General features: G+C 55.3%; 28 protein-coding genes, 2 tRNA genes and 1 pseudogene. 9 read left to right on the forward strand and 22 right to left on the reverse strand.

Annotation, left to right across the window (positions count from 1 at the left end; translation table 11 throughout):
* The 6 genes from SynNOUM97013_RS06210 to SynNOUM97013_RS06235 are packed head-to-tail and all read right to left on the reverse strand — an operon-like array spanning position 1 to position 5,007.
* Positions 1 to 285, reverse strand: a complete 285-nt coding sequence (locus tag SynNOUM97013_RS06210; protein ID WP_186481233.1) for a hypothetical protein — start codon at positions 283 to 285, stop codon at positions 1 to 3.
* A gap of 58 nt (positions 286 to 343) precedes the next feature.
* Positions 344 to 1,894: a carotenoid isomerase gene (crtH, locus tag SynNOUM97013_RS06215; protein WP_255443040.1), complete on the reverse strand. Its 1,551-nt coding sequence runs from the start codon at positions 1,892 to 1,894 to the stop codon at positions 344 to 346.
* Between the two features lie 28 nt (positions 1,895 to 1,922).
* Positions 1,923 to 2,876: a cation transporter gene (locus SynNOUM97013_RS06220; RefSeq protein ID WP_186481234.1), complete on the reverse strand. Its 954-nt coding sequence runs from the start codon at positions 2,874 to 2,876 to the stop codon at positions 1,923 to 1,925.
* Positions 2,857 to 4,233 (reverse strand): FADH(2)-oxidizing methylenetetrahydrofolate--tRNA-(uracil(54)-C(5))-methyltransferase TrmFO, encoded by a 1,377-nt coding sequence (trmFO, locus tag SynNOUM97013_RS06225; RefSeq protein ID WP_186481235.1) that lies wholly within the window; start codon positions 4,231 to 4,233, stop codon positions 2,857 to 2,859. Before trmFO ends, SynNOUM97013_RS06220 begins: the two co-directional genes overlap by 20 nt.
* A gap of 57 nt (positions 4,234 to 4,290) precedes the next feature.
* The gene (locus tag SynNOUM97013_RS06230; protein ID WP_186468849.1) at positions 4,291 to 4,413 is read right to left on the reverse strand and encodes a photosystem II protein Y; all 123 of its coding nucleotides are present in this window, start codon (positions 4,411 to 4,413) and stop codon (positions 4,291 to 4,293) included.
* Positions 4,414 to 4,473: 60 nt separating this feature from the next.
* Positions 4,474 to 5,007: a gamma carbonic anhydrase family protein gene (locus tag SynNOUM97013_RS06235; protein WP_186481236.1), complete on the reverse strand. Its 534-nt coding sequence runs from the start codon at positions 5,005 to 5,007 to the stop codon at positions 4,474 to 4,476.
* 250 nt (positions 5,008 to 5,257) lie between these two features.
* Here SynNOUM97013_RS06235 and SynNOUM97013_RS06240 point away from each other — a divergent pair.
* Both SynNOUM97013_RS06240 and SynNOUM97013_RS06245 read left to right on the forward strand, forming a co-directional pair.
* Positions 5,258 to 5,329 (forward strand) — tRNA-Lys (locus SynNOUM97013_RS06240).
* Between the two features lie 47 nt (positions 5,330 to 5,376).
* Positions 5,377 to 5,763, forward strand: a complete 387-nt coding sequence (locus SynNOUM97013_RS06245) for a response regulator (protein ID WP_186481237.1) — start codon at positions 5,377 to 5,379, stop codon at positions 5,761 to 5,763.
* Here SynNOUM97013_RS06245 and SynNOUM97013_RS06250 read toward each other — a convergent pair.
* Together SynNOUM97013_RS06250 and SynNOUM97013_RS06255 are read right to left on the reverse strand one after the other, a co-directional pair.
* Positions 5,723 to 6,922: a histidine kinase dimerization/phospho-acceptor domain-containing protein gene (locus tag SynNOUM97013_RS06250; RefSeq protein WP_186481238.1), complete on the reverse strand. Its 1,200-nt coding sequence runs from the start codon at positions 6,920 to 6,922 to the stop codon at positions 5,723 to 5,725. The two genes, SynNOUM97013_RS06245 and SynNOUM97013_RS06250, sit on opposite strands and share 41 nt — an antisense overlap.
* Positions 6,912 to 7,289, reverse strand: a complete 378-nt coding sequence (locus tag SynNOUM97013_RS06255) for a PAS domain S-box protein (protein WP_186481239.1) — start codon at positions 7,287 to 7,289, stop codon at positions 6,912 to 6,914. Before SynNOUM97013_RS06255 ends, SynNOUM97013_RS06250 begins: the two co-directional genes overlap by 11 nt.
* Positions 7,290 to 7,373: 84 nt before the next feature.
* Here SynNOUM97013_RS06255 and SynNOUM97013_RS06260 point away from each other — a divergent pair.
* Positions 7,374 to 7,447 (forward strand) — tRNA-Pro (locus SynNOUM97013_RS06260).
* 382 nt (positions 7,448 to 7,829) lie between these two features.
* Here the strand turns inward: SynNOUM97013_RS06260 and SynNOUM97013_RS06265 are convergent.
* Complete coding sequence (locus SynNOUM97013_RS06265) at positions 7,830 to 8,663, reverse strand: hypothetical protein (RefSeq protein ID WP_186481240.1); 834 nt, start codon at positions 8,661 to 8,663, stop codon at positions 7,830 to 7,832.
* 37 nt (positions 8,664 to 8,700) lie between these two features.
* On the opposite strand from SynNOUM97013_RS06265, the gene SynNOUM97013_RS06270 reads away from it, so the two are divergent.
* From SynNOUM97013_RS06270 to SynNOUM97013_RS06285, 5 genes are all read left to right on the forward strand, one after another.
* Positions 8,701 to 9,420 carry a DUF475 domain-containing protein gene (locus tag SynNOUM97013_RS06270; RefSeq protein ID WP_186481241.1) on the forward strand — a complete coding sequence of 240 codons (720 nt, stop codon included), beginning with the start codon at positions 8,701 to 8,703 and terminating at the stop codon, positions 9,418 to 9,420.
* A gap of 3 nt (positions 9,421 to 9,423) precedes the next feature.
* Positions 9,424 to 9,768 (forward strand): DUF6464 family protein, encoded by a 345-nt coding sequence (locus tag SynNOUM97013_RS13640; RefSeq protein ID WP_222929840.1) that lies wholly within the window; start codon positions 9,424 to 9,426, stop codon positions 9,766 to 9,768.
* Complete coding sequence (locus SynNOUM97013_RS06275) at positions 9,765 to 9,989, forward strand: hypothetical protein (protein WP_186481242.1); 225 nt, start codon at positions 9,765 to 9,767, stop codon at positions 9,987 to 9,989. Before SynNOUM97013_RS13640 ends, SynNOUM97013_RS06275 begins: the two co-directional genes overlap by 4 nt.
* Positions 9,990 to 10,214 (forward strand): hypothetical protein, encoded by a 225-nt coding sequence (locus tag SynNOUM97013_RS06280; protein ID WP_186481243.1) that lies wholly within the window; start codon positions 9,990 to 9,992, stop codon positions 10,212 to 10,214.
* A 202-nt stretch (positions 10,215 to 10,416) separates the two neighbouring features.
* Positions 10,417 to 11,553 carry a DEAD/DEAH box helicase gene (locus tag SynNOUM97013_RS06285; protein WP_370586456.1) on the forward strand — a complete coding sequence of 379 codons (1,137 nt, stop codon included), beginning with the start codon at positions 10,417 to 10,419 and terminating at the stop codon, positions 11,551 to 11,553.
* Positions 11,554 to 11,582: 29 nt separating this feature from the next.
* Here the strand turns inward: SynNOUM97013_RS06285 and fmt are convergent, their stop codons facing one another.
* The 11 genes and pseudogenes from fmt to SynNOUM97013_RS06340 all read right to left on the reverse strand — a co-directional run bounded on the left by fmt (position 11,583) and on the right by SynNOUM97013_RS06340 (position 21,791).
* Complete coding sequence (gene fmt / locus SynNOUM97013_RS06290; RefSeq protein WP_186481245.1) at positions 11,583 to 12,593, reverse strand: methionyl-tRNA formyltransferase; 1,011 nt, start codon at positions 12,591 to 12,593, stop codon at positions 11,583 to 11,585.
* A gap of 27 nt (positions 12,594 to 12,620) precedes the next feature.
* Positions 12,621 to 13,988: a TldD/PmbA family protein gene (locus tag SynNOUM97013_RS06295; protein ID WP_186481246.1), complete on the reverse strand. Its 1,368-nt coding sequence runs from the start codon at positions 13,986 to 13,988 to the stop codon at positions 12,621 to 12,623.
* A gap of 2 nt (positions 13,989 to 13,990) precedes the next feature.
* A pseudogene (locus tag SynNOUM97013_RS06300) lies at positions 13,991 to 15,415 on the reverse strand (TldD/PmbA family protein).
* 23 nt (positions 15,416 to 15,438) lie between these two features.
* On the reverse strand, positions 15,439 to 16,521 hold the full coding sequence (gene acsF / locus SynNOUM97013_RS06305; RefSeq protein WP_186481247.1) for a magnesium-protoporphyrin IX monomethyl ester (oxidative) cyclase: 1,083 nt from the start codon (positions 16,519 to 16,521) through the stop codon (positions 15,439 to 15,441).
* 72 nt (positions 16,522 to 16,593) lie between these two features.
* Positions 16,594 to 17,070 carry a DUF2996 domain-containing protein gene (locus SynNOUM97013_RS06310; RefSeq protein ID WP_186481248.1) on the reverse strand — a complete coding sequence of 159 codons (477 nt, stop codon included), beginning with the start codon at positions 17,068 to 17,070 and terminating at the stop codon, positions 16,594 to 16,596.
* Between the two features lie 54 nt (positions 17,071 to 17,124).
* On the reverse strand, positions 17,125 to 17,637 hold the full coding sequence (locus SynNOUM97013_RS06315; RefSeq protein ID WP_186481249.1) for a hypothetical protein: 513 nt from the start codon (positions 17,635 to 17,637) through the stop codon (positions 17,125 to 17,127).
* The gene (locus tag SynNOUM97013_RS06320) at positions 17,634 to 18,242 is read right to left on the reverse strand and encodes a flavin prenyltransferase UbiX (RefSeq protein ID WP_186481250.1); all 609 of its coding nucleotides are present in this window, start codon (positions 18,240 to 18,242) and stop codon (positions 17,634 to 17,636) included. The genes SynNOUM97013_RS06315 and SynNOUM97013_RS06320 overlap by 4 nt, the downstream gene beginning before the upstream one ends.
* Entirely contained in the window at positions 18,239 to 20,620 is a 2,382-nt protein-coding gene (locus SynNOUM97013_RS06325; protein WP_186481251.1) for an RNB domain-containing ribonuclease, read from the reverse strand. Before SynNOUM97013_RS06325 ends, SynNOUM97013_RS06320 begins: the two co-directional genes overlap by 4 nt.
* A gap of 125 nt (positions 20,621 to 20,745) precedes the next feature.
* The gene (locus SynNOUM97013_RS06330; protein WP_186481252.1) at positions 20,746 to 21,051 is read right to left on the reverse strand and encodes a TMEM165/GDT1 family protein; all 306 of its coding nucleotides are present in this window, start codon (positions 21,049 to 21,051) and stop codon (positions 20,746 to 20,748) included.
* A gap of 42 nt (positions 21,052 to 21,093) precedes the next feature.
* Entirely contained in the window at positions 21,094 to 21,423 is a 330-nt protein-coding gene (locus tag SynNOUM97013_RS06335; RefSeq protein WP_186481253.1) for a TMEM165/GDT1 family protein, read from the reverse strand.
* Entirely contained in the window at positions 21,420 to 21,791 is a 372-nt protein-coding gene (locus SynNOUM97013_RS06340; RefSeq protein ID WP_186481254.1) for a YkgJ family cysteine cluster protein, read from the reverse strand. The genes SynNOUM97013_RS06335 and SynNOUM97013_RS06340 overlap by 4 nt, the downstream gene beginning before the upstream one ends.
* 111 nt (positions 21,792 to 21,902) lie before the next feature.
* Between SynNOUM97013_RS06340 and psb30 the strand changes: the two genes are divergently transcribed.
* On the forward strand, positions 21,903 to 22,034 hold the full coding sequence (gene psb30 / locus SynNOUM97013_RS06345; protein ID WP_255443041.1) for a photosystem II reaction center protein Ycf12/Psb30: 132 nt from the start codon (positions 21,903 to 21,905) through the stop codon (positions 22,032 to 22,034).
* Here the strand turns inward: psb30 and SynNOUM97013_RS06350 are convergent.
* Both SynNOUM97013_RS06350 and recJ read right to left on the reverse strand, forming a co-directional pair.
* Positions 22,013 to 23,377 carry a chloride channel protein gene (locus tag SynNOUM97013_RS06350; protein WP_186481255.1) on the reverse strand — a complete coding sequence of 455 codons (1,365 nt, stop codon included), beginning with the start codon at positions 23,375 to 23,377 and terminating at the stop codon, positions 22,013 to 22,015. The genes psb30 and SynNOUM97013_RS06350 overlap by 22 nt on opposite strands.
* Positions 23,374 to 25,266: a single-stranded-DNA-specific exonuclease RecJ gene (gene recJ / locus SynNOUM97013_RS06355; protein ID WP_186481256.1), complete on the reverse strand. Its 1,893-nt coding sequence runs from the start codon at positions 25,264 to 25,266 to the stop codon at positions 23,374 to 23,376. The genes SynNOUM97013_RS06350 and recJ overlap by 4 nt, the downstream gene beginning before the upstream one ends.
* Positions 25,267 to 25,321 lie beyond the last annotated feature (55 nt).

Below are 25,321 nucleotides of genomic sequence, written 5' to 3' on the forward strand. Positions count from 1 at the left end.
TCAGCGGTCGTCTGGAGAGCCTGGCAAGGGCTCAATCACGTCATTCGGTCGATAGTCGCCATTGAAAACTTCGGCTTCTCGCCCTTTCCAAAAATCACCGAGACGCATCAGATCTGCATGCGCTTCCTGCAGGGCTTGAAGGTATTTCTCAGGGGTCATCTGATCTCGCGACTCCTTGAGCTTGGTCAGGCGGAGCATCTGAAGCATCCAAGGTTTGCTTAGCTCACCACGACTTTCCAGATAACGGGCTAAATCAGCAGAACTGGGTTGTGGTGCCGAAGACATGATGTTCAATCCTTCAACGAAACCTTAAGCAGACCAGTTGCAAGGATGCGGTGGTCATTCAGGCAGGAAGCGCCCACGCGTTCAGACCGAGATCAGCTCCAATGCGGTGGCTGCAGGCATAACCACTGAAGGCAACGGCATTAAGCCCTTGACCCGGAAAACAGGAATCACCGACGCAATACAAACCGCTGAGACCGGTTCGATTGAAGGGCATCGGAAGTAAGCCGGGCAATTGCGTTGCTGGGATTGGTCCGTAAGTTCCACCCATCCGACCAAGGAACCGACGGTGGGTGCGAGGCGTGCCAATTTCCTGGAGCTCAACCGCCTCGCCAAGACCCGGCAAGATGGCTTCAAGTCGTTTGATCAAACGCGCGGCATCCTGGTGTTTCTTGCGCTTGTAGTCCGTCGGTGACAACTGGGACCAGGGGTTGATATCACTCATCGTGAAGGTGTGGACGATGTGTCGGCCTTCGGGTGCAAGAGAAGGATCAAGCAACGTCGGGATTGAAACGAAGATCACCCCCTGCTCAGCCTCAAGATCGTCCCAGTCCTCGAGCAGTAAGTGATGACAGTGGAATCCTTCAGGAATCACATCGGCGCGCACGCCCAAATGGAGTGAAAGAAACGAGCTCGACGGTTGATAGCGCCTGCGCCAGGTGGATTCAGCTTTGGGCGTGTCTTGTTGGCCCACAAGGGTGCGTTTTGGGGAGCCTTCTCCCGCAAACGTGTCCCAGCGGGTGGCATTGCTGACAATGCGTTTTGCCTGGATCGTTTCTCCGTCAGCGAGCTGAACGCCGACAGCCCTGCCGTTCTCCACAATCACGTCCGTCACACGGGATCCATAGCGAATGGATCCGCCGTGAGCTTCAAGGCCGGCAACCAATTTCTCGGCGATTCTGCCGACACCACCCTTTGGATAGTTGATTCCACCCGCGTGGCGATCCGAAAAGACCATTCCGGCATTGATCATCGGCGTTCGATCAGCCGGCATCACGGACCAACAGAAACACTCCATATCGATCAGGCGCAGCAATTCCTGGTCTTGGATGTGCTTTCGCGCCACGTCGCCAACATTGAATGGCAACCAGCGCGCCAGCCCTAGGCAGGCGAGCGGCGCTTTGAAGAACACCTTGGCGAGATAGGCCGGATCTTCCAGCGAGAGCAATGGCATGGCATCCAAACAGCGGAAAACCTGCCAACAGGTGTCGTAAAAAGCTTGGATGCCCTCGGCTTCGTGGGGAAAACGATCGCTCATGCGGGCGATGAAGCTGTCGTAATCCCGGTCCACAGCCATGGTGAGCCCATTGGGCAAGTGGTATTCCAGTTGCACAGGGTCGGGAATGGTTTCACACGACTGCCCTACGTCCGCAAGCGCGCGTGTGAGCAGGTTGGTGTGTCCATGCTCGCCGAAGCCAAAGATCATGGAAGCGCCGACATCAAACGTGAAGCCATCACGCTTGAAGCTGCCTCCCGAACCACCGGGGATCAGATAGCGCTCAAGAACCAGCGTTTTGGCACCTTTTGCGGCCAACTGAGAGGCGGTGACCAATCCTCCAATACCTGACCCGATGACGATCACATCCCATTCAGGGTTCGCACTCACGGTCACGCGTTAGCTCTTTCTTGAGGTTTAAACCCTAGGAAACTCCAGCAGCAGCGAAGGGTGGTGTCGCCGTCAGGATCACCTCTGTCCGGACAGGTTGAGCCAGCAGGTCCTGGCAACGTTCCTGGATTCGATCGCGAATCAGGTCAATGGCTCCACCATCCATGGGCTGACTCGGGTTGAGATACACCACAACAAAGGCGGTGCGGCCAACCTGATAAACAGTGAGATCGAGCAGCCAGCAGGACAATCCCGCAAGAAGATCCTCCAGGGCTAAGCGCGTGCTGCGAATCAATTCGGTTTCCGCCGAAGCTCCAGCAGCCTGGCTCAGGGCTGTGATGAATCCCTGAAGCGGTTCTCGCAACACCACAAGACTCACCACCAGCACGAGGAGTGAATCCGTGATGGGAATCAGGTCGGACAGCATGGTTCCCGTGAGCAGCGGGGCCCCAAGCAGGGCCAGGCCTGTGAGTCCGCTGATCAAACCGTCCAGTCGTGCTGCCTTGGCCTCTGTCAAAAGAATCTGTGATTGACAGCCCGTCCGTTGCCAATCGCGGTGATGACGCCATGCCAAACCCCAGCAACTGGCAACCATGGCAATGGAATACCAGGCAACTGGACCAAGGCGAACCGTTGTCACGGGTTGGCCAAAGCTGTAGTCGATCACTGTGCTGAATGCTGAAACAGCCGCGAACGAAAGAACCCCAATTAACAACAACGACCGGAACAGGACATACAGGGCTTCCTGACCGTCATAGCCATAGGGATAAGCACGATCTGGAGGCCGCACCACATTGCGGCTGATTCTTGCGGCGACCAGTCCAGAGCCGACCATCACCGCGGAATAGAGACCATCCAAGAGCAGCGCATAGGAGCCTGAGATCACATGGACAGCGATGCCTGCGACTGCCATCAGTGCGCTGGCGAGAACACCGATCCTGAGGGAGCGATGCTCAATCAAACGATCTTCAGGCCGGACAGGCGACATGAACAGAGCCTTGCTTCTCCGTTGCTAGCAGGAGATCCTGCAGAGCCCTGTCCCGGTAGGCCCCATAGCGTCGCCTTTTATCCCGAATCCGTTCCGGCAACGCAGGCAGTAGGCCGAAATTGGGAGGCATCGGTTGAAACTTGCCGGATGGCGCTTCGCTGATGAAATGCGTCAACGCGCCAATCATGCAGGTTGGTGGAAGGTCGATCGGTGCTTGCCCTTTGGCCAGCCGTGCAGCGTTGGTCCCAGCCAGCCACCCCCCAGCTACAGCCGCAGCGTACCCCTCGGTGCCCGTGATCTGGCCGGCGGCGAGCAGTCGCTCTCGGCGTTTGAACTGAAGTGTGGGCTGCAGCAGTTCTGGTGCTTCCAGAAACGTATTGCGGTGCATCACACCAAAGCGAACGAACTCGGCCTGTTCGAGTCCTGGAATCATGCGAAGCACACGTTTCTGCTCGCCCCACTTGAGATTCGTCTGAAAACCCACAAGGTTCCAAAGGCGACCGTCCTTGTCTTCCTGCCGTAACTGCACGACGGCATAGGCACGCTTGGCACGCCGGACATCTCGGTCATTGACGTCGCCCCAGCGTGGGTCCCACAAGCCGATCGGTTTCAGAGGGCCGTAGCGCATGGTGTCCTCGCCACGACGGGCGAGTTCTTCGATCGGTAAACAGCCTTCGAAGAACGTTGCATTGTCCTTCTCAAAATCCTTCAGTTCGGCTTGCTCCGCAGCAAGCAGTGCATCACGAAAGGCGTGATACTCAGCCGGATTCATCGGGCAGTTGATGTAGTCCGCATCGCCCTTGTCGTAGCGACTGGCGCGGAATGCCCTTTCCATGTCGATGGTTTCGCCATCAACGATTGGACTGGCTGCATCAAAGAAGTGACAGTCATCACGTCCCGTGAAGGCGCGCAGGTCTTCGGCCAGGTTTTCACTGGTGAGTGGTCCTGTCGCCAAGACTGTGATCTGGCTTGGATCCGGCAAGGCCATCTGCTCGCGCCGCTCAACAGAGACAAGCGGATGCTGTTCGAGCGCTGCCGTTAGAGCAGCGCTGTAGCGCCCGCGGTCAACAGCCAAAGCTCCGCCAGCAGGAACAGCATGGGTATCTGCTGTTCGGATGACCAGAGATCCGAGGCGCCGAAGCTCTTCTTGCAGCAAACCTGCAGCCCGGTCACTGCTTAATGCTCCGAAGCTGTTGCTGCACACAAGCTCCGCGAATTCACTGCTGTGATGGGCCGGTGAGCGCTTCTGTGGACGCATCTCAACGAGATGGACACGAACACCAGCTTGTGCAACTTGCCAGGCCGCTTCCGTGCCAGCAAGACCGGCACCGATGACAACAACCGAAGTTTCGTCCAAGGCGAGCGATGACAACCAATCTCAACCCTATCGATCGGTTGAGAATGCGTTCCGAATTCAGGCGCGGCTGCGCTTCAGCATCATCTGAAGCTGACCCACTGCAGCCCTGCTGATGTTGAAGGCTGCCCAGCCCAGTGCCAGAAGGATGGGGGAAGCCACGAGGACGAGCCGGAGATCCATGGTTTGTAGGGATGGTGGGGTGATCTTAAGGACTGCGGGCGCCGCTCACGACAGACACGGTCAGTCCGTTTGGTTTTGCAGCAATTGTGACCAAGCTCGGGCTAAGTCGGCGTAATGCGCTGCATGGTCGCGTTGGTCGTTCACTTCTTGGTCTGTGAGGACTCGTTTCACAGTGGCTGGCACACCTGCCACAAGGGAGCGAGCCGGAACATCGCGGGTCACAACAGCCCCGGCAGCCACAAGGGACCCCTCACCAACCGTCACTCCATTCAGCACGATCGCTCCAATTCCCACAAGGCAGCCGTCTTGCAGCGTGCATCCATGCACGACAGCACGATGCCCAATTGTGACGTCGGAGCCAATCAACACTCCCTGGCCAGGATCGCCGTGCAGAACAGCACCGTCCTGAACGTTGCTGCGTTGACCAATCGCGATGGGCGCCATGTCGGCTCTGGCCACTGCTGTTGGCCAAAGGCTGGAACCTGCCGCCATTTGAACGTCACCCATGACGACCGCTGTCTCCGCCACCCAAGCGGTGGGATCGATGCGTGGTGATGTGGCCAGAGAGTTGGCTTGAGCGGATGGAACGGTCATAGGACGGGCTCTGGATGCACGAAAAGAATTCAAGAGGAGACTGTGCAGGCCTCATCGACAGCATTCACTGCTGCTCGCCGGTGCGGAAGCCAAAGCATTCATCAGGTCAGAACGGCATTTCGAGGGTGTCTCGAGCGTTGCTGTGAACCGTTCAATGCCGATCCTCTTGGACGAAGGATCGTCTGGGTGATACTTTTTTGAGGTGCCTGATGGCACACCCTGACGCGGAACACTGTTCCGTTCGGCAGGCGGGTCGCTAGCTCAGCGGTAGAGCACTCGGCTTTTAACCGATTGGTCCTGAGTTCGAATCTCAGGCGACCCATACGCCCAACCATTGCTTCATCATGGAGGGAGCCTTCGATCTGGCTGATGGACGGTTGTGCACGTGTTGCTGTGGTTGATGATGACCACCGCCTGCGAACTCTGATTCAGGAAGAACTCGTCGATGAGGGTGTGCACCCGGTCCCATGCACATCCGCTGAGGAGCTGCTCGAGTTGATCAAACATGATCAGTTTGATCTCATTCTTCTCGACTTGATGATGCCTGGCATGGATGGCATGAGTTGCTTAAAAGCACTTGAAGACATACCTTGCAGAGCTCCAATTCTCGTTGTGACGGCTTTGAGTGACGAGCTCAAACGTCAAGAGGTAATGAGGCATGGGGCATCGGAGTACATCTTGAAGCCGGATCTTTTTGAGCGTTTACCCGAACTGCTCAATCAATATCTTCCTGATCGGAAGCCAAATCAGGACTGAGGGTTTGAGCGGTTGGAAAAATCATTGAAATCTTGATACCACTGTAAGTTTCATGCCCTCGATTGGTTTTTGGTCTTGCTGTAATCGTTCCATTCATTCCTGTTACGAGAGCTTTGACAACGGCAAGGCCCAGTCCACTACCCTCCCCACGACTGGGATTTCTGTTTTCTTCAAGTTTCACAAACCGATCAAAGAGGTTGTCAGTAAAAAGATCAGAAGTAGTTGTTGAGCCTCCGTCGGTCACAAGGAGTTCTATGCAGTCGTTTGTCATGTTTCCGTGGAGCACGAAACGATGATCGTTTTTGCTAAATCGCAGAGTGTTATCCAGTAACTGATTCATAACTTTGCTAAAAGCAGAATGATCAAGTTCGATTTCGCACGATAGGCATTGCTCTGGTATCGAAACCAGTACAAAACGTCTTCTTGTGCTGTCTAAAGAACCAAGCCATTGCTCTATGAATACACGTAATGGATGGTGTTCAAAAGACCATGAGAACTGATCAGTATCGAGTTCGGAAAGGACTACAAGCTTGTCCACGAGGCTGACCATTCTTCTGGTCTCGTTGCGAACGTCCTCAAGTGGTCGAGGCAATGTATCGGTAGAGCCAGAGCGTGAAAGTCGTTTCAGACTTCCACTAATAATTGCAAGAGGGGTGCGCAGCTCATGCGCGAGTTTATTGATGAAGGATCTTTGTTGCTGCAATGCTTTTTCAAGCGGATCTAGGTCGCGAAAAATGATTAATAGATATGGCTCGCTGATCTCAGAGATTGGCTTCCAACTCACCATTCGTTGAACATTCGATGTTTGAAGTGCATCATTGACCAACAAAGGTTGAATGGATAGCAGCATTTGGCCATCTCCGCGTCTGGCTTGGGACAATGGATGCTGAGGATCTTCGTAGGGCAGATCTCGTTGATCGGGGTGACGAAAAGATGCGACCTGTTGAATAGGCTTTCCAATGAGTCGCAACGCGAGGCCATTGCCGAGCCATTGAGCGGAAGCGCGGTTCACCCATCGAACTTGTTGATGCTCGTCAAGAATGAGCATGGCTTCTTCGGTGGCATCAAAAGCCACACGAAGTAGACCCAATGACTGGCGCAACTGCGCAACGAGTTCATTGGGTTCCTGGTTCGATTGATTGGAGTGATCAGCAGCCATGGGGGCCTTCCAAAGGCCTCAAAGTTGCTGCAAAACTCCAACCCTCTTGATCATCTTTTTCAGCTACAATGAAATGTTCGCTGCGTATAACAGAGCCGTCAGCACAGATCGTTGCTAACTCCAAGGGATGATTCACAACTTCTGATGACTCGGTGAGTTTGAAGCGAGCAAAACCAGCATGGTGGAGTTCCCTGAATTGCTGAGGGAGGATCAATCCGATGGTTTGACCAACAAGTTTGGTGTCCCATCCATAAATCAATTCGAAGCGCTGGTTGAATTCCACCACCAAACCATTTGAGTCTGCCCTGACGAAAGGCAGGTCGTGTCGCTCACGTAAAGCGGCTACAGCACCTGGGGTCCAATCCATGGAAAGCGACTCGCTCGACTCAGGCTAGGCACTGAAAGCCAACTCTTCTACCGACGAGCCCGTGAAGCTCTACAATGAACTGGACGGGGCGTGGCGCAGTTTGGTAGCGCGGGTGCTTTGGGAGCACTAGGTCGCAGGTTCGAATCCTGTCGCCCCGATTCGAGAAAAAATGTCTTGGGTTGTGAATCGTGTTTTACGACCGCATTTCGAGATTGTTCAAGGCGACTAATAAGTCTTCAACAGGCTATTTCAATGATTTGAACGGTTCCTTCTTTGTGATGATTCAATTGGTCTATAGCCAACGACAATGGGTGAATTGAGTTTTTCTTGATTCATAGCTGATGAATTGATTGCAAATTTACATGGTAATCAAAGAGAATTGTTGATCTGTTTTCTTCTGATCAGCTTCTTTGCCGTTTTATTGATGTGTTCTTCTTAAGGCCATGGTTATTTTGATGCGTTATTCGCTGTTAGCGTTGACCAAAGTCGCTTATAAGCTACCCGCTGAGCCCATTGTGACGGAATAGGCGGTTGAGAGCCCTATTGCCCTGGTATGGCGACCAGTTGCTCCTCGAGCAACATATTGAATGTCAGTAATTGTTCATCGCTTAATTGTTGTCTTGACGTTGCTTGAAAATTCTGATTAAGGAACTCTCTGGCTTGTTCCTGCTGCCAATTCAGTCGTTGAAGGATTTCATCACTTTGTTTCACGAGGTCGGATCTTCGCAGTGGCACAGAAGTCTGTTGCGGATCACTGCCCGGTGGCAAGTCACGTAAGCGTTTGAGGTAAGCGACTAAATCGTTGAATCGCGTCAGTCGATGCCTGCTGCCATGGCCAAAAGCTCGCTCCAGGTAAATGCGTTCCTTATCCCTATCCCATCCGATTCTTTGCAGTTCCAAGTCGATTGCAGTCAGTTCTTCACTCCAGTCGTCTGGATCTGTTGGCGCTTCACTGGGTGGCAACGGCCTTGTGGCGCTAGTTGAATGCCCTTGGGGTGTTGGGTTCGCTTCCCCCACATGTTCCTCGGCTTGTTCCTGTGTCGACATCTGCGAAGTCGTCGACGAAATGTTCTCCTGTGCCTCACCTGCTGGAGCCGGTGGCTGTCTCACGATCGGATTTTTTCTGATTGCTGTGTGCTTTCTGGATTCACCTTGATGTTCGACTGAAGGCTCAGCTGACGGTGGATGCCCCTGCGCGTTACCCGTTGTTCCAGCGCAACGGTGCTGCAACCGAGCTATGGCGAGATCTTCGGCCTCCATCACCGTCCTCCCCTCGCCCAGAGCGCTTCCAAGGGACCGATCTCCTTCAAAGCCTTCCACCAGCACCACGCATCGGGCCTGATCGAGGTGGCAAAGCTTGGATTGGGTCTGCATTCCGCTGTTGAAGGTCCAATATTTCTAGGCTGCATCCATGGATACAGCTGCTCTCCCTTCTCTCACCGCCTGGATGGACGGTGTCGATCAGCTGAGTGAGCTGCTACCGCTGCTGCCTGTTCTCGTCAGTCTGGAGCTTCTGCTCTCCGCGGACAACGCCATCGCGTTGGCGGCTATCGCACGTGGCCAGAAGGACCCGACCCTGGAGAGACGCGCCCTCAACCTTGGCATTGGCATGGCTTTTGGTTTGCGGGTTGCATTGATTCTTTTGGCTCAATTTGTTCTTGCTTTTCCACCCATTCAGCTCATTGCAGGGCTTTATTTACTTTGGCTTTGTATTCGTTATTTTCAGAGTCTTTCAGACCAGGCAGCTGATGCCGATCAGGTATCTACGACGGGCAGCGTGAGCTTTGGGCGAACAGTACTCACCTTGGCAATCACAGACCTGGCATTTTCTATCGACAGTGTTGCCGCAGCTGTCGCGATCAGCGATCAGATTTTGTTGGTTGTGACCGGGGCTTTAATCGGAGTGGTTGCGTTGAGATTTACCTCTGGTCTGTTCATCCGGTGGCTACAGATTTACCCGCGCCTTGAAACAGCAGGCTTTCTCGCTGTTGGTTTTGTGGGATTGAAACTCTTGGTGTTGCTTCTATGGCCCACCCTGCATCCATCCGAGTTGTTCACTTTTCTGTCTGTGATGTCCCTGTTGATCTGGGGGTTTTCACGTCGCGATTCATTACCAGCTGAAGAGGTGTAATCAATGTTGGTGGAGTTACGACAATCTGGCAGCGAACACGTTCTTGATCGCGTCGAACTTGATGAGCCACCTCAACCCGGACGATGGTTTCTGCATGGTGACACCAGTTATTTCGTGATGCAGCGACGGCATCGCTACCGACTTCACTCTGGGGTTTACCAATTGAGTTCTGTGATCTTGATGGTCAAAGCTCAGGCTCAACCCAATGATGCTCGTTGGTTCCGTCATGGTTGGGTCATCGGTGATCCCCACTGCCGTTTCAATGCACGTAGCCCATTGATTCGCTGTGCAGTTCTCCCTGACGGTCCGTGCGAACGTTGCACCCATCGGTCTTCTGTTCATCCATGAAGCGAGAGCGCTGTTGGGTTTGGTTTCGTGGTGGCTTAAACGAACCCTCACATTGGGTGAGCGGGTTTTATGCCACCACCGATGAACAGGAAGGTGTGTTGATCCAGCACGGCAGCTACCGAGACACACGGGTGCCTGAGTGGCGCATCACGCAACAGGAGCCTGTGGACCTTCACGCAGCTCCGGCCATTCCTGACGATGCGGTTTGGCAAATCAGTTAGATGGAAGCGCCGCCGATTACGACTGTTCAGGCACGTGCGAAGGCCGTTTTGCTTGAGTTCCTGAAGTTCAGGGTGCTCGCCGCCGAAGACGGCTTCTTTGTTAACAACGATCGCCAACAACGGCGTGAGTGGCTGTCTGTGATGCATCCACAGTCTCTTGTCCTCACCGATGAGCAGCTTGATCAGGTCTGGATCCAGGCGCATGCGCTCTACGGCTCTCATTAAGGGCGTCTGCGCCGCCCCCTAGGGTGAAGGATTCAGGAGCACGACGATCAGCCAAGCCCCTATCGCCACATCCGCTCAGGCCTGTTTCGATGACCTCGGATTGGGTGAACCCCTGCTCAAGGCTTTACGCGAGAAGGGCTATAGCCACCCATCCCCGATTCAGGAGCAAGCCATTCCAGCCGTGATCAAGGGTCGCGACGTGATGGCAGCTGCACAGACTGGCACCGGCAAGACAGCTGGCTTCACGCTTCCTTTGCTGGAACGGTTACGACATGGGCGTCGCGCTACACGCCGGCAAGTGAGAGTTTTGGTGCTGACGCCGACGCGTGAGCTGGCTGCGCAAGTGCTTGAGAATGTGCGTGCTTACAGCCGACACCTGCCTTTGCGTAGTGATGTGGTGTTTGGAGGGGTCAAAATCAATCCACAAATTGCCCGTCTTAAAGATGGGGTTGATGTTCTTGTTGCGACGCCTGGCCGATTGCTTGATTTGCACCAGCAGGGAATGGTGGCGTTTGATCGGCTCGAATCTCTTGTCTTGGACGAAGCAGACCGCATGCTGGACATGGGCTTCATCCATGACATTCGTAAGTTGATTCGCTTACTGCCTGAGCATCGTCAAACTCTTTTGTTTTCTGCGACATTCAGTGCACCGATCCGCAAGCTTGCGACAGGCTTGCTTCACAAGCCACTGCAAATTCAGGTTGCACCAGAAAACCAGACCGCCCGTTCAGTTGATCAGGTCGTTCACCCTTGCGATATGAAGCGCAAGCCTGATCTGTTGAGTCACCTTATTCGCTCCGGTGGTTGGCAGCAGGTCCTCGTTTTTTCTCGCACCAAGTATGGAGCGAATCGTGTGGCAGAACGATTGAATAAGGAGGGATTGGCTGCTGCTGCGATTCACGGCAATAAAAGTCAAGGTGCGAGAACTCGTGCACTCCAAGGTTTCAAACAAGGTGATGTGCGTGTTCTTGTTGCTACGGACATTGCCGCTCGCGGCATTGATATTCAACAACTGCCCCATGTCGTGAATCTCGACCTCCCCAATGTTGCTGAGGATTATGTTCATCGCATCGGCCGCACAGGCAGAGCTGGGGAGACTGGTCATGCAATTTCGCTGGTGGCAGCTGAAGAAGCTCTGTTGCTCAAGGCGATTGAACGATTAACCGGAGAAGCTCTACGTAAGGAAACAGTCAATGGATTCGAACCGACTGTTCTCACGGCACCACCATTGGATCTCAGCGGTGGACGCCGCAACCATGGCAGCAATCCAAGACGGCGTCCGGGATCCAGCACCAATCGACGCTCTTCTCAATCTCCGTCTCGAAAACGCAGCCGCTGATGTTTGAGCGGCTGATGACGTCTTGAACGTCAGCCCATCTGGTCGCCAGTGTTTGCATTGAGTTGTTGACCAAGGACCTTTCCAATGCTCCTGCTTTTCCCTTCCAATTGCGCTTCGCGGATCAACAGAGGACAACCTGAACTGCTGACGACAACACCAGCTGCATTTACATCCAGAACTTTGCCGGGCTGCTGCTGACCTGTTGGCCAACGGCCAACCAGTGCCTTGGCATCATCGCTGAGATTTTCTCTCAACCTTTCGATTAATGGTTCTGTAGCCATCAGTTTCAAACGTTTGCCTCGCCATTGCGTGACAGCTCCTGGGTATAGGCCCATCACTTTTCGATGAATGGAGAGTGCCGAATCCGACCAATCCACAACGAAGTCTTCTTTTTTGAGCATGCGTGCGTAGCAGGCCTGGTCTTCGGTTTGTCGCCGCACGTTGAGCTTCGCTAAACGTTCTGATTCACAGCCCAATCCAGCCGACTCAATCAAGGGAATGGCATCCAACATCATTGATGCTGTGAGCTTGCTCAGGCGCTCTGCCAGAACCTGCGCATCATCAAGCAACCCGATCTCAATCGATCGCTCGATCAAGACGGGCCCTGTGTCCAAGCCTTCTTCCATGGCCATGACTCCAACACCGGTGCGCTCATCGCCTTCGAGCAATGCCCATTGGATTGGTCCTGCCCCACGCCATCTGGGCAGCAACGAACCATGTCCGTTCCAGCATCCCCGCGGGGGTTGTTCAAGAACACTTGCCGGCAGGATTTGACCGAAGGCAACAACAACCGACAGATCAGCACCGAGTGCTGCGAGCTCCTGCTGACACTGAACGTCTTTCCTAATCCTTTCGGGTGTGAATACCTCTAGGCCTAACTCGAGCGCTCTTGCTTTGACCGGTGAAGGGATCAGTTGCTTACCGCGACCACGTCGACGGTCAGGCTGAGTGACGACCCCGACAATCTCATGTCCCGCTGAGCAAAGAGCGTCAAGGGTGGGCACTGCGTAGGTCGGAGTGCCCCAGAACAGGATCTTCATCGCTGTGTCGCAGTAGTTAGCTCGAGCTCAGGCGTCACCTGTGATTGCAAGACCATCCACCCAGATATGCGGACAAACGCCTTCGTGGGTGACAACGGGTGTGCGCTCAATTTGAACGATTGACTTCAGCACATCGCGGATATCACCTGCGATTGTGGCTGCTTCGATGGACGTTCGTTCTCCATTGTTGACAAGCCATCCATCGAATGGAAGTGAGAACGCCCCTTGGCTTGCTTTCACCCCTGCATGCAGAGCGTTGAGACTTTCCACCAAGACGAATGTGTCTGACGTGTTGGTGTGATCGAGATGGTCTGCGTCTGTGGTCGTGCCGGGTGCACGCGTAATTTCAAACCAATCAGGCCCTACTGAGACCTTGGCCCCCATACCTGCATGACCGGTTGGTGTGACACCAAAACGGCGCGCTGTTGCCTCTGAGTGGAGGAAGTTTTTCAGTTCTCCGTTGCCGATCAAAGGCAATGGACGTGTAGGTGTTCCTTCTCCGTCAAATGGCATTGCCCCGATATGGGCCGGATGCAGACCGTTGTCAGTGAGATTGAAGAACGGAACTGCAAGTTGTTCCCCGATGGAATCTTGTTTACTGAGACTCACACCGTCGAGAACAGCACGAGCATTGAACATGCTGCTAAAAGAACCAATCAGATCGAGAAATGCTTCTGGTGTGAAGCACACCAGATAACGACCGGTGTCAATCGGTTTGTAATTCAAATGGCTGATCGTGCGCTCTGCTGCCTCATCAATGCAGCCACTCAAGTCGAGCTCGCGACTTCCCAGTGCAAGCCGTACTGCTCCACCACTCCTTGGTTTTCGTCCATTTTCTTCAGCACGAGCCATCAAGTAAACGGTGGCTTGTGTGCGCTGAGCTTGGCGGAGAGCACCGTCACTGTTCAGATAGATCCGCTCACTGCTTCCTTCATTAAGAGCGTTGTAAGGAAGAGTATTGATGGCGGGATGGCGTCCAAGCAGATCCTTTTCGGCATCAAGCAATTGCTCGAGCAAGACTTGAATCCCTTGAGACTCCTTCATGGGCCGATCCAGCTCAGGCACGTCAGCTTTTGCTAGCGGGGAGAATCCTGGTACGTCATCGGGATTGCCAAATGCACTGGCTTGATGTGCACCCATCAGTGCTTTCTCGAGCCCTGAATCTGATAAATCAGATGTGCTGGTGATCCCTACTAGTCCCTGCTGATTCCACACACGAACCGTGATGGAGCTTCGTTGTGAGGCTTTTAACTGCTTTGGTTCTCCACGATCGACTTGGACCGATGCGCTGGAGCTGCGACTAGCGCCGAGATCCCATTGAGAAATGCCCTCGCGTTTCGCCAGTGAGTTGAGTTGGTCTTGGAGTGCTTGTACGTTGATCGGTGAATTGGACATGATCAACGGCCTCCAACAGTGATGGAGTCAACTTTGACGTGAGGTTGACCGACGGTGACGAAAACGCTGCCACTCACGGATCCGCAGTAACCAGCGGCAAGGTCAAGATCATCGGCGCACATGGAGATCTTCGGCATCACTTCCTTAGCATCACCAATGAGAGTGGCACCTTTAACTGGTTGACCAAGTTTTCCATTGTTAATCAGATAGCCCTCCTCAACAGAAAAATTGAATTGTCCAGTTGCGCCGACGCTACCTGCACCCATTGATTTGCAATAGAGCCCTGTTTCCACGGAACTAATCAGATCATCAACGCTGTGGGGGCCTGCGGCGATATAGGTGTTTCGCATCCTGCTAGCTGCTGCAAAACCGTGGTTTTGGCGACGACCGCTGCCAGTACGTTCATGACCAGTTCGCATTTCACCTGCGCGATCACTGATGAATCGCTTCAACACGCCGTTCTCAATCAGAACCGTGCGTTGTGGTTCCATGCCTTCATCATCCATGGAGAGCGATCCAAAGGCGCCTTCACTAAGGCCTTCATCAATTGCGGTCACTGCAGGGTGTGCGATGGATTCACCGATGCTCTCCGCGAATGGTGTTGATCCGCGTTCCACCTGAGTCGTTTCGAGAAGGTGTCCACAGGCTTCGTGGAAAATCACACCACCGAAACGGTTGGCCAGTACAACTGGCATCTGACCTCCGTCGACATAATCGGCCCGAAGCATGGTTGCTGCGCTTTCACAAACGTCTTCTGCCGAAGCGTTGATGTCCCAGTTGCGCAGATCATGGGGACGATCGGCACTTCCGTACCGACGGGAGATGCTCGAACGATGCTCACCATCGGCAGCGAGAACACTCAGTCCTGATGATTGATGCAGACGGATATCCCTGGCAAAAGTTCCGTCGCTCGCAGCTACCAAAACTTCTTGCCAATCCCGCGAAAAGCTGCCACGCCGAACTTCTAGATGTTTCCCACACTTCTGCAGGCACTGAGTGCCCTCGAGCAGACGTTGCGTAATGGTGTCCAGCTCAGGTGTTTGTCCAAGCCAATCTTCTTTGCTTTGACCGTAGTCACGAAGCTTGCCAAGGCCATCGAAACCGTGTTCGGCAGTGAGTGTTGCGGGGTTGAGCTAAAGCATGGCTAAGGCTTGCTCAAGAGCCTGATGAAGACCTTGGTCGCTCAGGTCATTGGTGCTGACGAAGCCGTCCTGCCCACCTCGAAACACACGAATGCCTGCACCCATTCCAAAAGCAGGACTGACACTGGTGATTTTGTCTTGTTCCGCCAAAACACCCAGATGATCAGTCCTTTCCAGGAAAATCTCCACGAGATCAGCACCAGAACGAGCACCAAAGTTCAGCAACGTATCGAGACGTTGCCGCCAGGGGCTATGGCCTGGGTTCAGATCGGAGAACAAGGCCATAACATTCAGATTGGAGGTTTGCATCAGCGCACGCTGGGCTGATAGTTCTCGCTGCGCACCGGAGACATCAAGAACAAAGAGGCCATCTGTCCACCATTGGCAATCCAGTGGGGCAGTTTGCGCAGGAACTTGAGTGGAGCAGGAGATGAACTTGCGTCCACCGATTCCAATGCAGCATTGTTCGTGACCAGATTCTCCAGACCGTCATAGAAACGAGGATTCTTAACGTCGAGAACTACAGGGAAGACCCTCGCTGAAGTTTCGTTGGTCTTGTCAATCACCATCCGGTCGTACTCACGCGCATCGAGACCAAGAGCTTCATAGAACTCTTTGCGTGCCACATCACGCACATACATGGTGGCGAAAACAGCCAACAGGAAGAAGCGACACCACAATCTTGCACGCAGACCACGAACGGTTTTGGGTTGCGACTTCATCAGAGCGTCAAAGAAATCTCCATGACGGTTTTCGTCTTGGCACCAATTTTCAAAGAAGTTGAAAATCGGGAAAATTTTACTTTCGGGATTCTTTTCGAGATGACGGAAGATCGCAATGTAGCGCCAATAACCAATCTTTTCGGAAAGGTAGGTCGCGTAAAAGATGAACTTGGGTTGGAAGAAGGTGTATTTCTTGTTGGCTGTGAGGAAACCGAGGTCGAGTTGCAACCCGAAATCACTCATTGACTTGTTGAGGAAACCTGCATGACGGGCTTCGTCGCGAGCCATGTGTGCAAAACACTCGGCCAGCAGGGGGTTGCTGTTCTTGATGCGGCGGCTCAGTTCCTTGTAAAGCAGGAAGCCTGAAAACTCCGATGTGCAGCTTTGCTCAAGAAATTCGACAAAAACACGTCGCGTTTCTGGGTCAAGCTTGTCAGCTGCGCCATCAAACTCGTCATTGCGCACGAAGTGATGGCGGTTGTAGTCCTTGCGGAATTCTTCGCAAATGGCCTCAAGCTCCGCCTCGTTCGGGCGAAGGTCCATCGCGGCCATCGCTTCGAAATCCGTCGTGTAGAAGCGTGGGGTGAGGATTGTGTCCTTCACCGGGTCCTTCACCGCAACGGCTGAGTCGGCGGATTTCGCGTCAGTGACGGCGGTGGGGGGCACCATCGGATCTAGCGTGTCTTGCAGACCAATGTAAGTGCCCCGGTGGCTTCTTCGGGGCCGGTGTAACGCAGCTGATCAGTTGCCACCAAACCACTTTTGTCCGTTTAAGCGCTGAAGCAGTCGCGACTGCAGCAGTGCCAGGTTGATTCGCTTCTCATCAATCAGAAATGATTCCAGCAGGCTGGGATCACTACCGGTTTCAGCCAGGGCAATGGTTTTCCCAGATGTGATGGAGTCGCTTTCAAAGCAAAGCCAGAAGCGCCGGTCGGACGGCAGGACCCCTTGGACCATCCAGCAATTTCCTCCGACTACGGGACGATCTCCTTCGACCAGCTCCAGGCTGATCGGCGCTTGATGGCGTTCCGTCAGTGATTGCTTCAGGGCAGGGAGCAGATCGTCGTTGATGAATGCCGCGAAGGGTTTGTCCTCCGGTTTGGGTTTCGGTGCTGGTTTTGCTGGTTTAGCTGCCGAGTTGGCTTTGTCAGTCGCGGCAGGTTGTGCTGCTTGAGATGATTTGCTTGCCTTGGCAGATTTCTCGGGGGTTTCGCTCACCGGACGTCAATCGCTGGCCGGACTGTAGTCATGCCCGGGTGCTCGACACCAGCCTCACCACTCATCCGACAGGGCTTGATTCCAGTCGTTGGGTGCTCCTGATGTTCTGACGTCTTGAGCAACGGTGTCATTGGATGACGCCTTGACCTGAACACTGGTGTCTGTGGGCGCCTTCGCTCCAGTTCGGATGACGCGGAATGGCACCGAAACCGTGGGTGAAGGATCACGCACATCCCTTTCAGGCCAGAGGATGGTGGTCTGACCACCCGACGTTTGACGTTCCTCGTCCTGCGAAGTGTTTTGTGCTGTTCCTCCGTACGAATGGCGAACCTCACGCTGCAGCGGACGCCGATTGGTCCGAGTGACTGCTGATAAGGCACCACCTGAACCGAGCACAGCTCCAGTTGTTGCAGCAACAGTCATCCACACGCCAATGGGCAAAGCAGGGAGCTCCCACGTGAGGATCCGAAGACTGCCTGACTTACCCAGATTCATTCCGCCAACAAGCAGTGTGAGCAGTAGCGGTGACAGGCAGGGGATCAGCAGAAGCCGCTGGAGGGGTGTCATCGGCGAGGCCCCTGCCAACGTTGTTGGTCCGTCAGGGATTCACCCAGCGAGTCGAACAACCGCATCACCAGGAAATCGAGCATGTCGTCAATGCTTTCCGGCTGGGTGTACCAGGCAGGAATCGGTGGAGCAATCCTGGCACCGGCTTCCGCCAGTGTCGTGAGGTTGCGCAAGTGAAGCAAATTCCAAGGCATTTCCCTGGGTGCGATCACAAGCGGACGACCTTCCTTCAGGTGCACGTCAGCACAACGTTCGAGAAGATCTCCCGCTAACCCAGCCGCCATCCGCCCGACAGTTCCCATCGAGCACGGAACAACCACCATTCCGCTGGTGGCGAAACTGCCGCTTGCAACAACTGCCGACTGGTCATCCCATCGATGGCAGATCAGGGTTCCTGTTTCGATTTGGAAGCGGTCTCTCCAGAACTGCTCCTGAAGCTTGGGGTCAACGGGAACCGAGATGGACCGTTCTGCACGCCAGACCTCATGGGCACCACGGCTCACGATCACGTGCACCGTGCGGTCTCGGCGCATCAACCACTCGAGTGTGCGCTCAGCAAGCTGCTGAGCGGATGCCCCGCTGATCCCGATCACATAAGGATTCATTCCTCGCTCACAGACACGGGAAGAGGCTCAGACACTGCTGGCGTTTCCGAAGGAACCACCTCAAGGTCAATTTGATTCCTGAGAACATCAACTTTGAGCACCTTCACATCCACGGGATCACCGAGTTGATACACACGCCTGCTGCGACGGCCCACCAGTCGGTTTTGCCTTGATCGGTATTCATACCAGTCGTCGTTGAGGGAGCTGACGTGCACAAGCCCTTCGACCATGGACGGTGGAATTTCGACAAAGAAGCCGTAGCTCTGAACGCCACTGATGATTCCGGCCTGCACCTGATCGATCATTGGTTCGGCGCTACGCGCTTTGGCCATGGCAACCACGTCTCGCTTGAGTTCGTGTACCTGGCGCCGACGGGCGTTCAACCGTTGCACGGTGCGTTCCCGCAGCACATCCGACAGCTTTTGGTCCTGGGATGGAGTGAACAAGGGCCAATCGATTGTTGACGCAGCGCCACGATGTCCGAGCTGGGCTTTTTCCTTTTGACGAACGGTTGGCCTGTCTTTGCCTTCATTTAAGAGTTGACAGAGCACGTGCTGATTGACCAGATCAGCCTGATGGAGTGTTGGGCAGCACCATGGAGCCTGTGGGGTCAGCCGGTCCATCGCGTTCGTGACGCCCGTTGTTGCAGCCAGGTCGCCGGTGCTCGTTTGATTGTCTTCACCGGAATCTGCAGGAGTCGACAGGGAGCTTGCATCAACGACTGCCAAGTTTTCGACACCGGTCTCACTCGCCAGTGAATAGGAGCTTTCCGGAAGTGCCTGACGCAGTTGCATGCTGAGCACCCTGCTTGATGCAAGCCCTGAGAGTGCAGTTGCAAGTTCAGATGCCGACGGCGCTCCATCTTCATCCAACTCGAGAGGGACATCGAGTGCGATGGCGGCCTTGGCGACATCATTCAGTGCGGACTCCTCGGGCTGAGCAGCATCGAGAACGATCGCCGGCAGTCCGAGAGATCGCCGATGGTCTTCCCAGACGCGGTGAGCCTGACGAACGAAAACGGACAGCAAGGAGTGGGCACAGGCCACATTCAACGGTGTGGTCCAACGGTGACCGTCGCCATCCGGCGAGATCAAATTCAGATCAGAGAGCCCCTCGATCAGTGGGGGCTGAAGATCGAGTTCGATCCTTCCTTCCTCTCGCTCAGCCTGATGCAGCGTGCGAGCACAGAACACCACTGTTTCCAGTTGCCCAATCTGGTCTTTGTGAGGTTTGAGTGCTGCTGGAATTGCACGAGACTTGGGTTTTCTGTCATCCAGCGCTTGCAGAGCGTCAGCACCCACTTCGGCGACCGGTTTGATCCTGCTCAAACAGAATTCCCAGTCACGCCACTCACCCTCGCTGCTCAGATCAAGCCGCATTGAAACAGCCTCTTGCTCGACGCCCACAGCGAAGTTGCTGGCTTTGGTTAACGGCGCGCTGAGCAAAGGCAACCACTTCTCACCGAGACAGACAGATTCCGCCTGATTCATCAGCCATTGATCAAGACTGTTGCCAGGGGTGAGGCGTTCAGCGACTGCAGGAGCGTGGATCCAAAGACGGGTTCCGCCGTTGTGAGGCGCGACATGAATGGCTGGCAGACACGGTGAATCAGCTGCGGTCCAGCCACGCAATAACAGCGCCGGCTGTTCGATCAGATTGACCCTCTTTTTGGCAGAAGGTGCTTTCAGGCTGGCCCTTGGCGCTGTTGAACGCTGATGAAGATTGGCCTTGGTGAGCATCAGCTCGCGATCGACCTCACCGCCTCCATCAAGGGGGAGTGATCGCGCGACATGACCCCGAGCGGGGAACTGGGCAACGGGGTAGCGGTCGAGGACGACTTCAGCAACGGAAGGCCCCTTGTCGTGTTCGGCGTGGGCAGCGTCATCCGGAGACAACTCGATTGATGCGAGCAGGCGGTCATCCAGCGGTACCGCTACCAAACGATCATCCTGATGTTCCACGGAGGCCAAAAGGCTTGTTGTGGAGCGCTCGAGAATGCACTGAACACCACCTTCGGGAGAACGGCGTCGACCACCCTCTCGTGTCAATCGGACGAGCACACGATCGCCGTTCCAAGCGTGATTCAACTGGTGGTCGCGGATGTAAATGTCGTCTCCACCGTCGTCGCGGATCGCGAAGCAAAACCCTTTGCTGCTGCAGCGAAGGCGCGCCTCGACGAGGTCGTTGGAATCGCCGCGACTGACCCCACCTTCCTCATCAATGGTGAGAATCCCAAGACGATTCAGGCCCTGCAAAGCCAAGTCGAGAGTTTGTTTTTCTGAACGATTGGTCAGCCGGAGAATCTTCTCGAGTTTGGCTGTCTCCAGACTTCCCTCAGCAGGAACCTGGTCGAGCAGATCGGCGACCGTGAATTTCATCAGAACGGAAATGAAAACCGGTCTTCAGGACCGGGAGGATGCATCGTTCGAGCGCGTGCAGCGAAAGACCGCGCTAACTCACGATTTGATCAGTTTACGGGCCGGTGGAGGTGGACCAGACAGCCTCACTCCTCGGGTGATGCCAACGAGCCACTTCCATTCAGCATCGGCCAGAGCAGCTTGATGCCGATGATCAAGAAACCCAGCGATGCCGCGAGTTGCAACCAATCGGCTGGCACAACAGTTGAGAGAGATCCCCCAGCCAAAGCCCCGATCAGGCTTGCCAGCACAAGGGCACTGGACGAACCGATGAACACGGCGAGCGGCCGGTCTGATGTGCCGCTGATGGCCACGGTTGCCAGTTGGGTTTTGTCGCCGAGTTCAGCAAGGAACACCGTGACGAATGTGGAGATCAGCAGCGCAAAATTCATTGGGCGAATGGCAGAGGGACAAGGGGGATCAAACGCGTGACATCACGCAGCTGATGCATTCAGGAGTGACTGCAACGCTTGTGAACCAAGCCACAGACCCAAACCCAGCATCAAGAGCCCTGCCATCTGCTCCAACCGTTCCGGTGGCATCAACTTGGACAGCCAGCGTCCGACAAGAACTCCCACCAGACTGGAGCAGATCAAGGCCAGAGCCGCACCTCCGAACACCAACCAAGGTTCACCGGATTGTGCTGACAGCAACAGTGTTGCCAGCTGCGTCTTGTCACCGAGCTCGGCAAGAAACACCGTGGTGAATGTTGTCACCAGAACCGCTGAGAAGCCTGGACGCTGGGAATTGCCGGCTTCAGTCATCGCACGGTTCGAGAAGATCGGATTTGGCTTTCGAACTTACGCAGTTCTCGGCTGCGGCCGCCATGCACCGAACGAATCTGCTGTCGGCAACAGCTGATTGCAAACGCATCCGCCTCTGCATCGTCAACGCCAAACAAGCTGCACAAGCTGCTGACGCGACAGAAGTCAGGTCGCGTGTCGTAGATCCGACAACGCCTGGATCCCGTATCGAAATGGAGGCACCAACCATCAGGGCCCACCATGCTCAGATAAATCTCCTGTTGCTCAGGGCTTAAGGCTTCAAGCGCCTCTGGCCGCTCATCCGGGGCCAGACGACAACAGGCTCCGCAATGGTCCATGCAGGACCAGATGGGATCGGGTCGTGTCATGACACAGCCTCGACCATCGGCAAAAAGGGTGATGGCTGTGACAACCCATCACAGAGGATCACTCTGATCCAGTCACCTGGGCTTGAAGACCCGTAGCCTTGCTCAGGCATCATGCCGCTCATCCGCTTTCCATCCATGGGTCTTGATTTCCACTTGATCGCCAATTTCGCGGCACTGGCCCTGATCACACTTGCCGGTCCGGCCGTGATCTTCATCCTGTTTTACAAGCGCGGCGCGCTCTGAAGCTTGCTTAGGCCGTGATACACCGGATCCCTGCACACCAGTCGTCCGGTGTAGGCGGCAAGCACTGCGGCCAAGACAACACCAGCAAAAAGCTGTTGGTCTCCGGCCAGCCTCCAGGAAAAAATGATCGAGACCAGGGGAAGCTGTGTGGCTCCAGAAAGCCCTGCGGCGAGCCCCAGGCCGATTCCCATCTGAGTGCTCACACCGACGATGGCGCAGATCGTGTAGCCGAGAACGGCACCGAACGTCAGTGACGGATCGATTAGACCTCCCGGGACACCAGGGCTGAGGGCCAGCATCGGACCAATCACTCGCACAATAGTGATCCACAGGGATGTCACACCGCTGACCAGTTTTTGATCAGATGAAAAGGCATTGGGCATGCCTTGATCGATCAATTGACGCACCAGTGCCTCACCGTCGGACGTTGAGGTTCCCCAGCTCAGAAGAGCCAAAACACTCAATCCGGCTCCAAGGCACAGCCCTGTCTTGACGGGGCGAGCACGCACCATCGGAGCAAGACGCTTTGTCAGCCAAACCAGACCTTTGTTGAACACACCGCCGATCAATCCGCAGACAATCCCGATCGGGATGGCCATCAGCAACTGTTCTGATTCAGGTGCGGCGATGTTGAGAACTCCTAGCCCAAACATGGGCTCACCACCGATGTTGGAGAAACCAGCGGCTGCCACGCTGATCACCAGGGCTGGCCAGATCGTGACGATGGCGTAATCAGCTGTCAGCTCTTCCAGCATGAAAACGGCACCCAGCAGCGGTGTGTTGAATCCACCCGCGAGTCCAGCGCCTCCACCGATTGCCACCATCTGTCGCTCGCTGAGTGAAGGCAGCCAAGAGCCGAATCGACGATGACAGGCCCGAGCCACGGCGGCACCGAATTGAACAACAGGACCTTCGCGTCCCAACGGAAACATCGCGACAGTGGCGATGGACCACAACACACCGCGTTGCACGGTTCCAGCTGCAGCCATTGCTTTGGGGAGGCGTGACGGGTCCTCCAGAGAGTTCATGGTGGATGGAATGCCCGAACCCGCTCCGGCTTGCCAGGGCCCCCGCTGCAGAAGCAACAGCACAGGCATCACCACCAGAGGCAGCAACGCGATGATCAGTCCCTGCCCTCCCCAACCAGTCGTCGCTGAAGTGGGCAGCAAGGCGTAGAGCTGTTCCTGAACACGATCAACCAGGTTCAAAGGCAGACAGGCCAGGCCGATCAGCACACCAACGATCACCAGACCGAAGAAGTGCCTGACAACAGCTTTGAGACGTCCTTGATAAGGAAGCGTTCCTGGGATCAGAACGGATTCATGGCGTGTGTCCGGACTCATGGGCGCAAGCCGAGGCCTACACAGGCCTCCTTCAACAGACCCGCAACGTAAGGGTGTTCCGCACGACTGTCTTCGCTGTCCAGCACACCCTCCTGATTGACCCGGCAGACCAGAACATCTCCACTTGGATTCACAAGCTTCAGGCCATCGGGCTCAAGTCGTTCCACCCGGTATCGGCCCTGAGGGCGATGCAATTCCATCACGTTGTGATGCGCTCGCAAGGATTTGACTTCCAACTGGAATCGGGTCTCACCACGCCAATGGTTTTGTGTGAGATGGAAGGCCACATCAACAGTTTGAGGAAGAACAGCATGATCAGGCCAACGCCAGACGATGGCCTGCCGTTCAACGTTGTTCTGTTCGAGGGTCAAGCGCAGATGACCGCCTCGAAGGGCTTGCTGGTCAGCGACGCGACATCCTCTTGCCCAGAACAACGGTTTGGGGTGACCAGCACCAAATGGTTCCAGTTGTTGGAGATCCTTCCAAAACTCGTGATTGATCTGCTGTAGCTCCAGCAGAGCCTCAGGCTCCACGAGCAGCGAGTCTCCTCGATGGATCAGCCAATCGGCAGCCAGGTCATTGAGCTTCTCGTGCAAAGCACTGACAGCGTCGATCCGCACGGTGAATCCGCCTGCTGCCGGGTGCCCTCCATGGCGTTCCAGCAGAGCAGTGCAGTGTTGAAGCGCCTGATCAACGGCAAACCCCTCCGGTGCTCGCACTGAAGCCCGCATCAGCCCATCGGAATCGCTTGCCAGCAGAGCTGCCGGACGCTGATATCGCTCCACCAAGCGAGCCGCAACGATGCCGATCACTCCGTGATGCCAGTGACTCTGCGCCAGGAGTAAAAATGCCGGCAAGGGAGATGGATCGCTGTCCAGCAGGGCAATCGCCTCCGCTTCGATGGCGTCACAGAGTTCCCGGCGCTGTCGATTCAGGGCATCGCAGCGACGTCCCAGTTCAAAGGCTTGATTGGGATCATCTGCCGTCAACAGATCGACGACGAGCGCTGGTTCGCCGATCCGGCCCACTGCATTGATTCTGGGCGCCAGTTGAAAGCCGATGTCGTCAGCTCGCAGTGGACGATCTCCAAGACCAGCAAGTTGCTGAAGCGCCTGAACGCCAGCACAGCGACTGCGGTGTAGGTGTTTCAGCCCGTCCTTCAGGAGAACACGATTGGCGCCAGTGAGCGGAGCCATGTCCGCCACTGTTCCAATGCAAAACAGATCACGTGCCGTTCTGATTGCCTCAGGTTTGTTCAACTCAGCTGCCAGCTCTCGTGCCAGCACATAGGCCAGTCCCACACCGGCGAGGCCCGCGTACGGCGATCCTTCGGGTGTGGTGGCTGGATGAATCAGTGCCAGGGCTTTGGGTCGCGATGCGGGCAGTGTGTGGTGATCCGTCAGGATCACTTCAACGTTGAGTTCTTCGGCTCTGGTCAGCGCTTCATGGGCTGCCACACCGTTGTCGACAGTGACGAGAAGACCCACCCCCGCTGTGTGCAACTCCTCCACCATTCCAGGATTCAGTCCGTAGCCATCGGCCATGCGACTGGGGATTGCGGCTTGGGGTGCGGCGCCCATCGCTGCGAAGGCCCGCATCAGCAACGCAGTGCTGGTCATGCCATCGGCGTCGTAATCGCCGCAAATGGCGATCGCCTCATGGTCATGACAAGCCTTTTTCAGACGCTGGAGCGCTGCTTCCAACTCAGGAAAGTGGTCATGTGCTGCCGGGAGCGGCTGGTCACTCAGCAAGGCCTCGAGGCTTGCGTTGGTGTGAAGCCCTCTTCGGAACAGAACAGCTTTCAGTGCTGGCGGCAGATTCACCGGATGCAGAGGGTCTCCCTCGATCGGCGCGGGAAGTTGCCATTGCTGTTCCCTCTGCCCGGCCAATCTGTTTGCAATCGATCGATGGCTGCATTGTGATGCTTTTGCACAGCTCAGAGAT

This window comes from Synechococcus sp. NOUM97013 (assembly GCF_014279815.1).
GTDB lineage: Bacteria > Cyanobacteriota > Cyanobacteriia > PCC-6307 > Cyanobiaceae > Synechococcus_C.

What these genes read in the sequence shown, in the direction of transcription:
- SynNOUM97013_RS06210 (WP_186481233.1), bottom strand. Translation starts at nt 285, where the DNA reads ATGTCTTCGGCACCACAACCCAGTTCTGCTGATTTAGCCCGTTATCTG.
- SynNOUM97013_RS06220 (WP_186481234.1), bottom strand. Translation starts at nt 2,876, where the DNA reads ATGTCGCCTGTCCGGCCTGAAGATCGTTTGATTGAGCATCGCTCCCTC.
- SynNOUM97013_RS06230 (WP_186468849.1), bottom strand. Translation starts at nt 4,413, where the DNA reads ATGGATCTCCGGCTCGTCCTCGTGGCTTCCCCCATCCTTCTGGCACTG.
- SynNOUM97013_RS06235 (WP_186481236.1), bottom strand. Translation starts at nt 5,007, where the DNA reads ATGACCGTTCCATCCGCTCAAGCCAACTCTCTGGCCACATCACCACGC.
- SynNOUM97013_RS06245 (WP_186481237.1), top strand. Translation starts at nt 5,377, where the DNA reads ATGGACGGTTGTGCACGTGTTGCTGTGGTTGATGATGACCACCGCCTG.
- SynNOUM97013_RS06250 (WP_186481238.1), bottom strand. Translation starts at nt 6,922, where the DNA reads ATGGCTGCTGATCACTCCAATCAATCGAACCAGGAACCCAATGAACTC.
- SynNOUM97013_RS06255 (WP_186481239.1), bottom strand. Translation starts at nt 7,289, where the DNA reads ATGGATTGGACCCCAGGTGCTGTAGCCGCTTTACGTGAGCGACACGAC.
- SynNOUM97013_RS06265 (WP_186481240.1), bottom strand. Translation starts at nt 8,663, where the DNA reads ATGCAGACCCAATCCAAGCTTTGCCACCTCGATCAGGCCCGATGCGTG.
- SynNOUM97013_RS06270 (WP_186481241.1), top strand. Translation starts at nt 8,701, where the DNA reads ATGGATACAGCTGCTCTCCCTTCTCTCACCGCCTGGATGGACGGTGTC.
- SynNOUM97013_RS13640 (WP_222929840.1), top strand. Translation starts at nt 9,424, where the DNA reads ATGTTGGTGGAGTTACGACAATCTGGCAGCGAACACGTTCTTGATCGC.
- SynNOUM97013_RS06275 (WP_186481242.1), top strand. Translation starts at nt 9,765, where the DNA reads ATGAAGCGAGAGCGCTGTTGGGTTTGGTTTCGTGGTGGCTTAAACGAA.
- SynNOUM97013_RS06280 (WP_186481243.1), top strand. Translation starts at nt 9,990, where the DNA reads ATGGAAGCGCCGCCGATTACGACTGTTCAGGCACGTGCGAAGGCCGTT.
- SynNOUM97013_RS06285 (WP_370586456.1), top strand. Translation starts at nt 10,417, where the DNA reads ATGGCAGCTGCACAGACTGGCACCGGCAAGACAGCTGGCTTCACGCTT.
- fmt (WP_186481245.1), bottom strand. Translation starts at nt 12,593, where the DNA reads ATGAAGATCCTGTTCTGGGGCACTCCGACCTACGCAGTGCCCACCCTT.
- SynNOUM97013_RS06295 (WP_186481246.1), bottom strand. Translation starts at nt 13,988, where the DNA reads ATGTCCAATTCACCGATCAACGTACAAGCACTCCAAGACCAACTCAAC.
- acsF (WP_186481247.1), bottom strand. Translation starts at nt 16,521, where the DNA reads ATGGTGCCCCCCACCGCCGTCACTGACGCGAAATCCGCCGACTCAGCC.
- SynNOUM97013_RS06315 (WP_186481249.1), bottom strand. Translation starts at nt 17,637, where the DNA reads ATGACACCCCTCCAGCGGCTTCTGCTGATCCCCTGCCTGTCACCGCTA.
- SynNOUM97013_RS06320 (WP_186481250.1), bottom strand. Translation starts at nt 18,242, where the DNA reads ATGAATCCTTATGTGATCGGGATCAGCGGGGCATCCGCTCAGCAGCTT.
- SynNOUM97013_RS06325 (WP_186481251.1), bottom strand. Translation starts at nt 20,620, where the DNA reads ATGAAATTCACGGTCGCCGATCTGCTCGACCAGGTTCCTGCTGAGGGA.
- SynNOUM97013_RS06330 (WP_186481252.1), bottom strand. Translation starts at nt 21,051, where the DNA reads ATGAATTTTGCGCTGCTGATCTCCACATTCGTCACGGTGTTCCTTGCT.
- SynNOUM97013_RS06335 (WP_186481253.1), bottom strand. Translation starts at nt 21,423, where the DNA reads ATGACTGAAGCCGGCAATTCCCAGCGTCCAGGCTTCTCAGCGGTTCTG.
- SynNOUM97013_RS06340 (WP_186481254.1), bottom strand. Translation starts at nt 21,791, where the DNA reads ATGACACGACCCGATCCCATCTGGTCCTGCATGGACCATTGCGGAGCC.
- psb30 (WP_255443041.1), top strand. Translation starts at nt 21,903, where the DNA reads ATGCCGCTCATCCGCTTTCCATCCATGGGTCTTGATTTCCACTTGATC.
- SynNOUM97013_RS06350 (WP_186481255.1), bottom strand. Translation starts at nt 23,377, where the DNA reads ATGAGTCCGGACACACGCCATGAATCCGTTCTGATCCCAGGAACGCTT.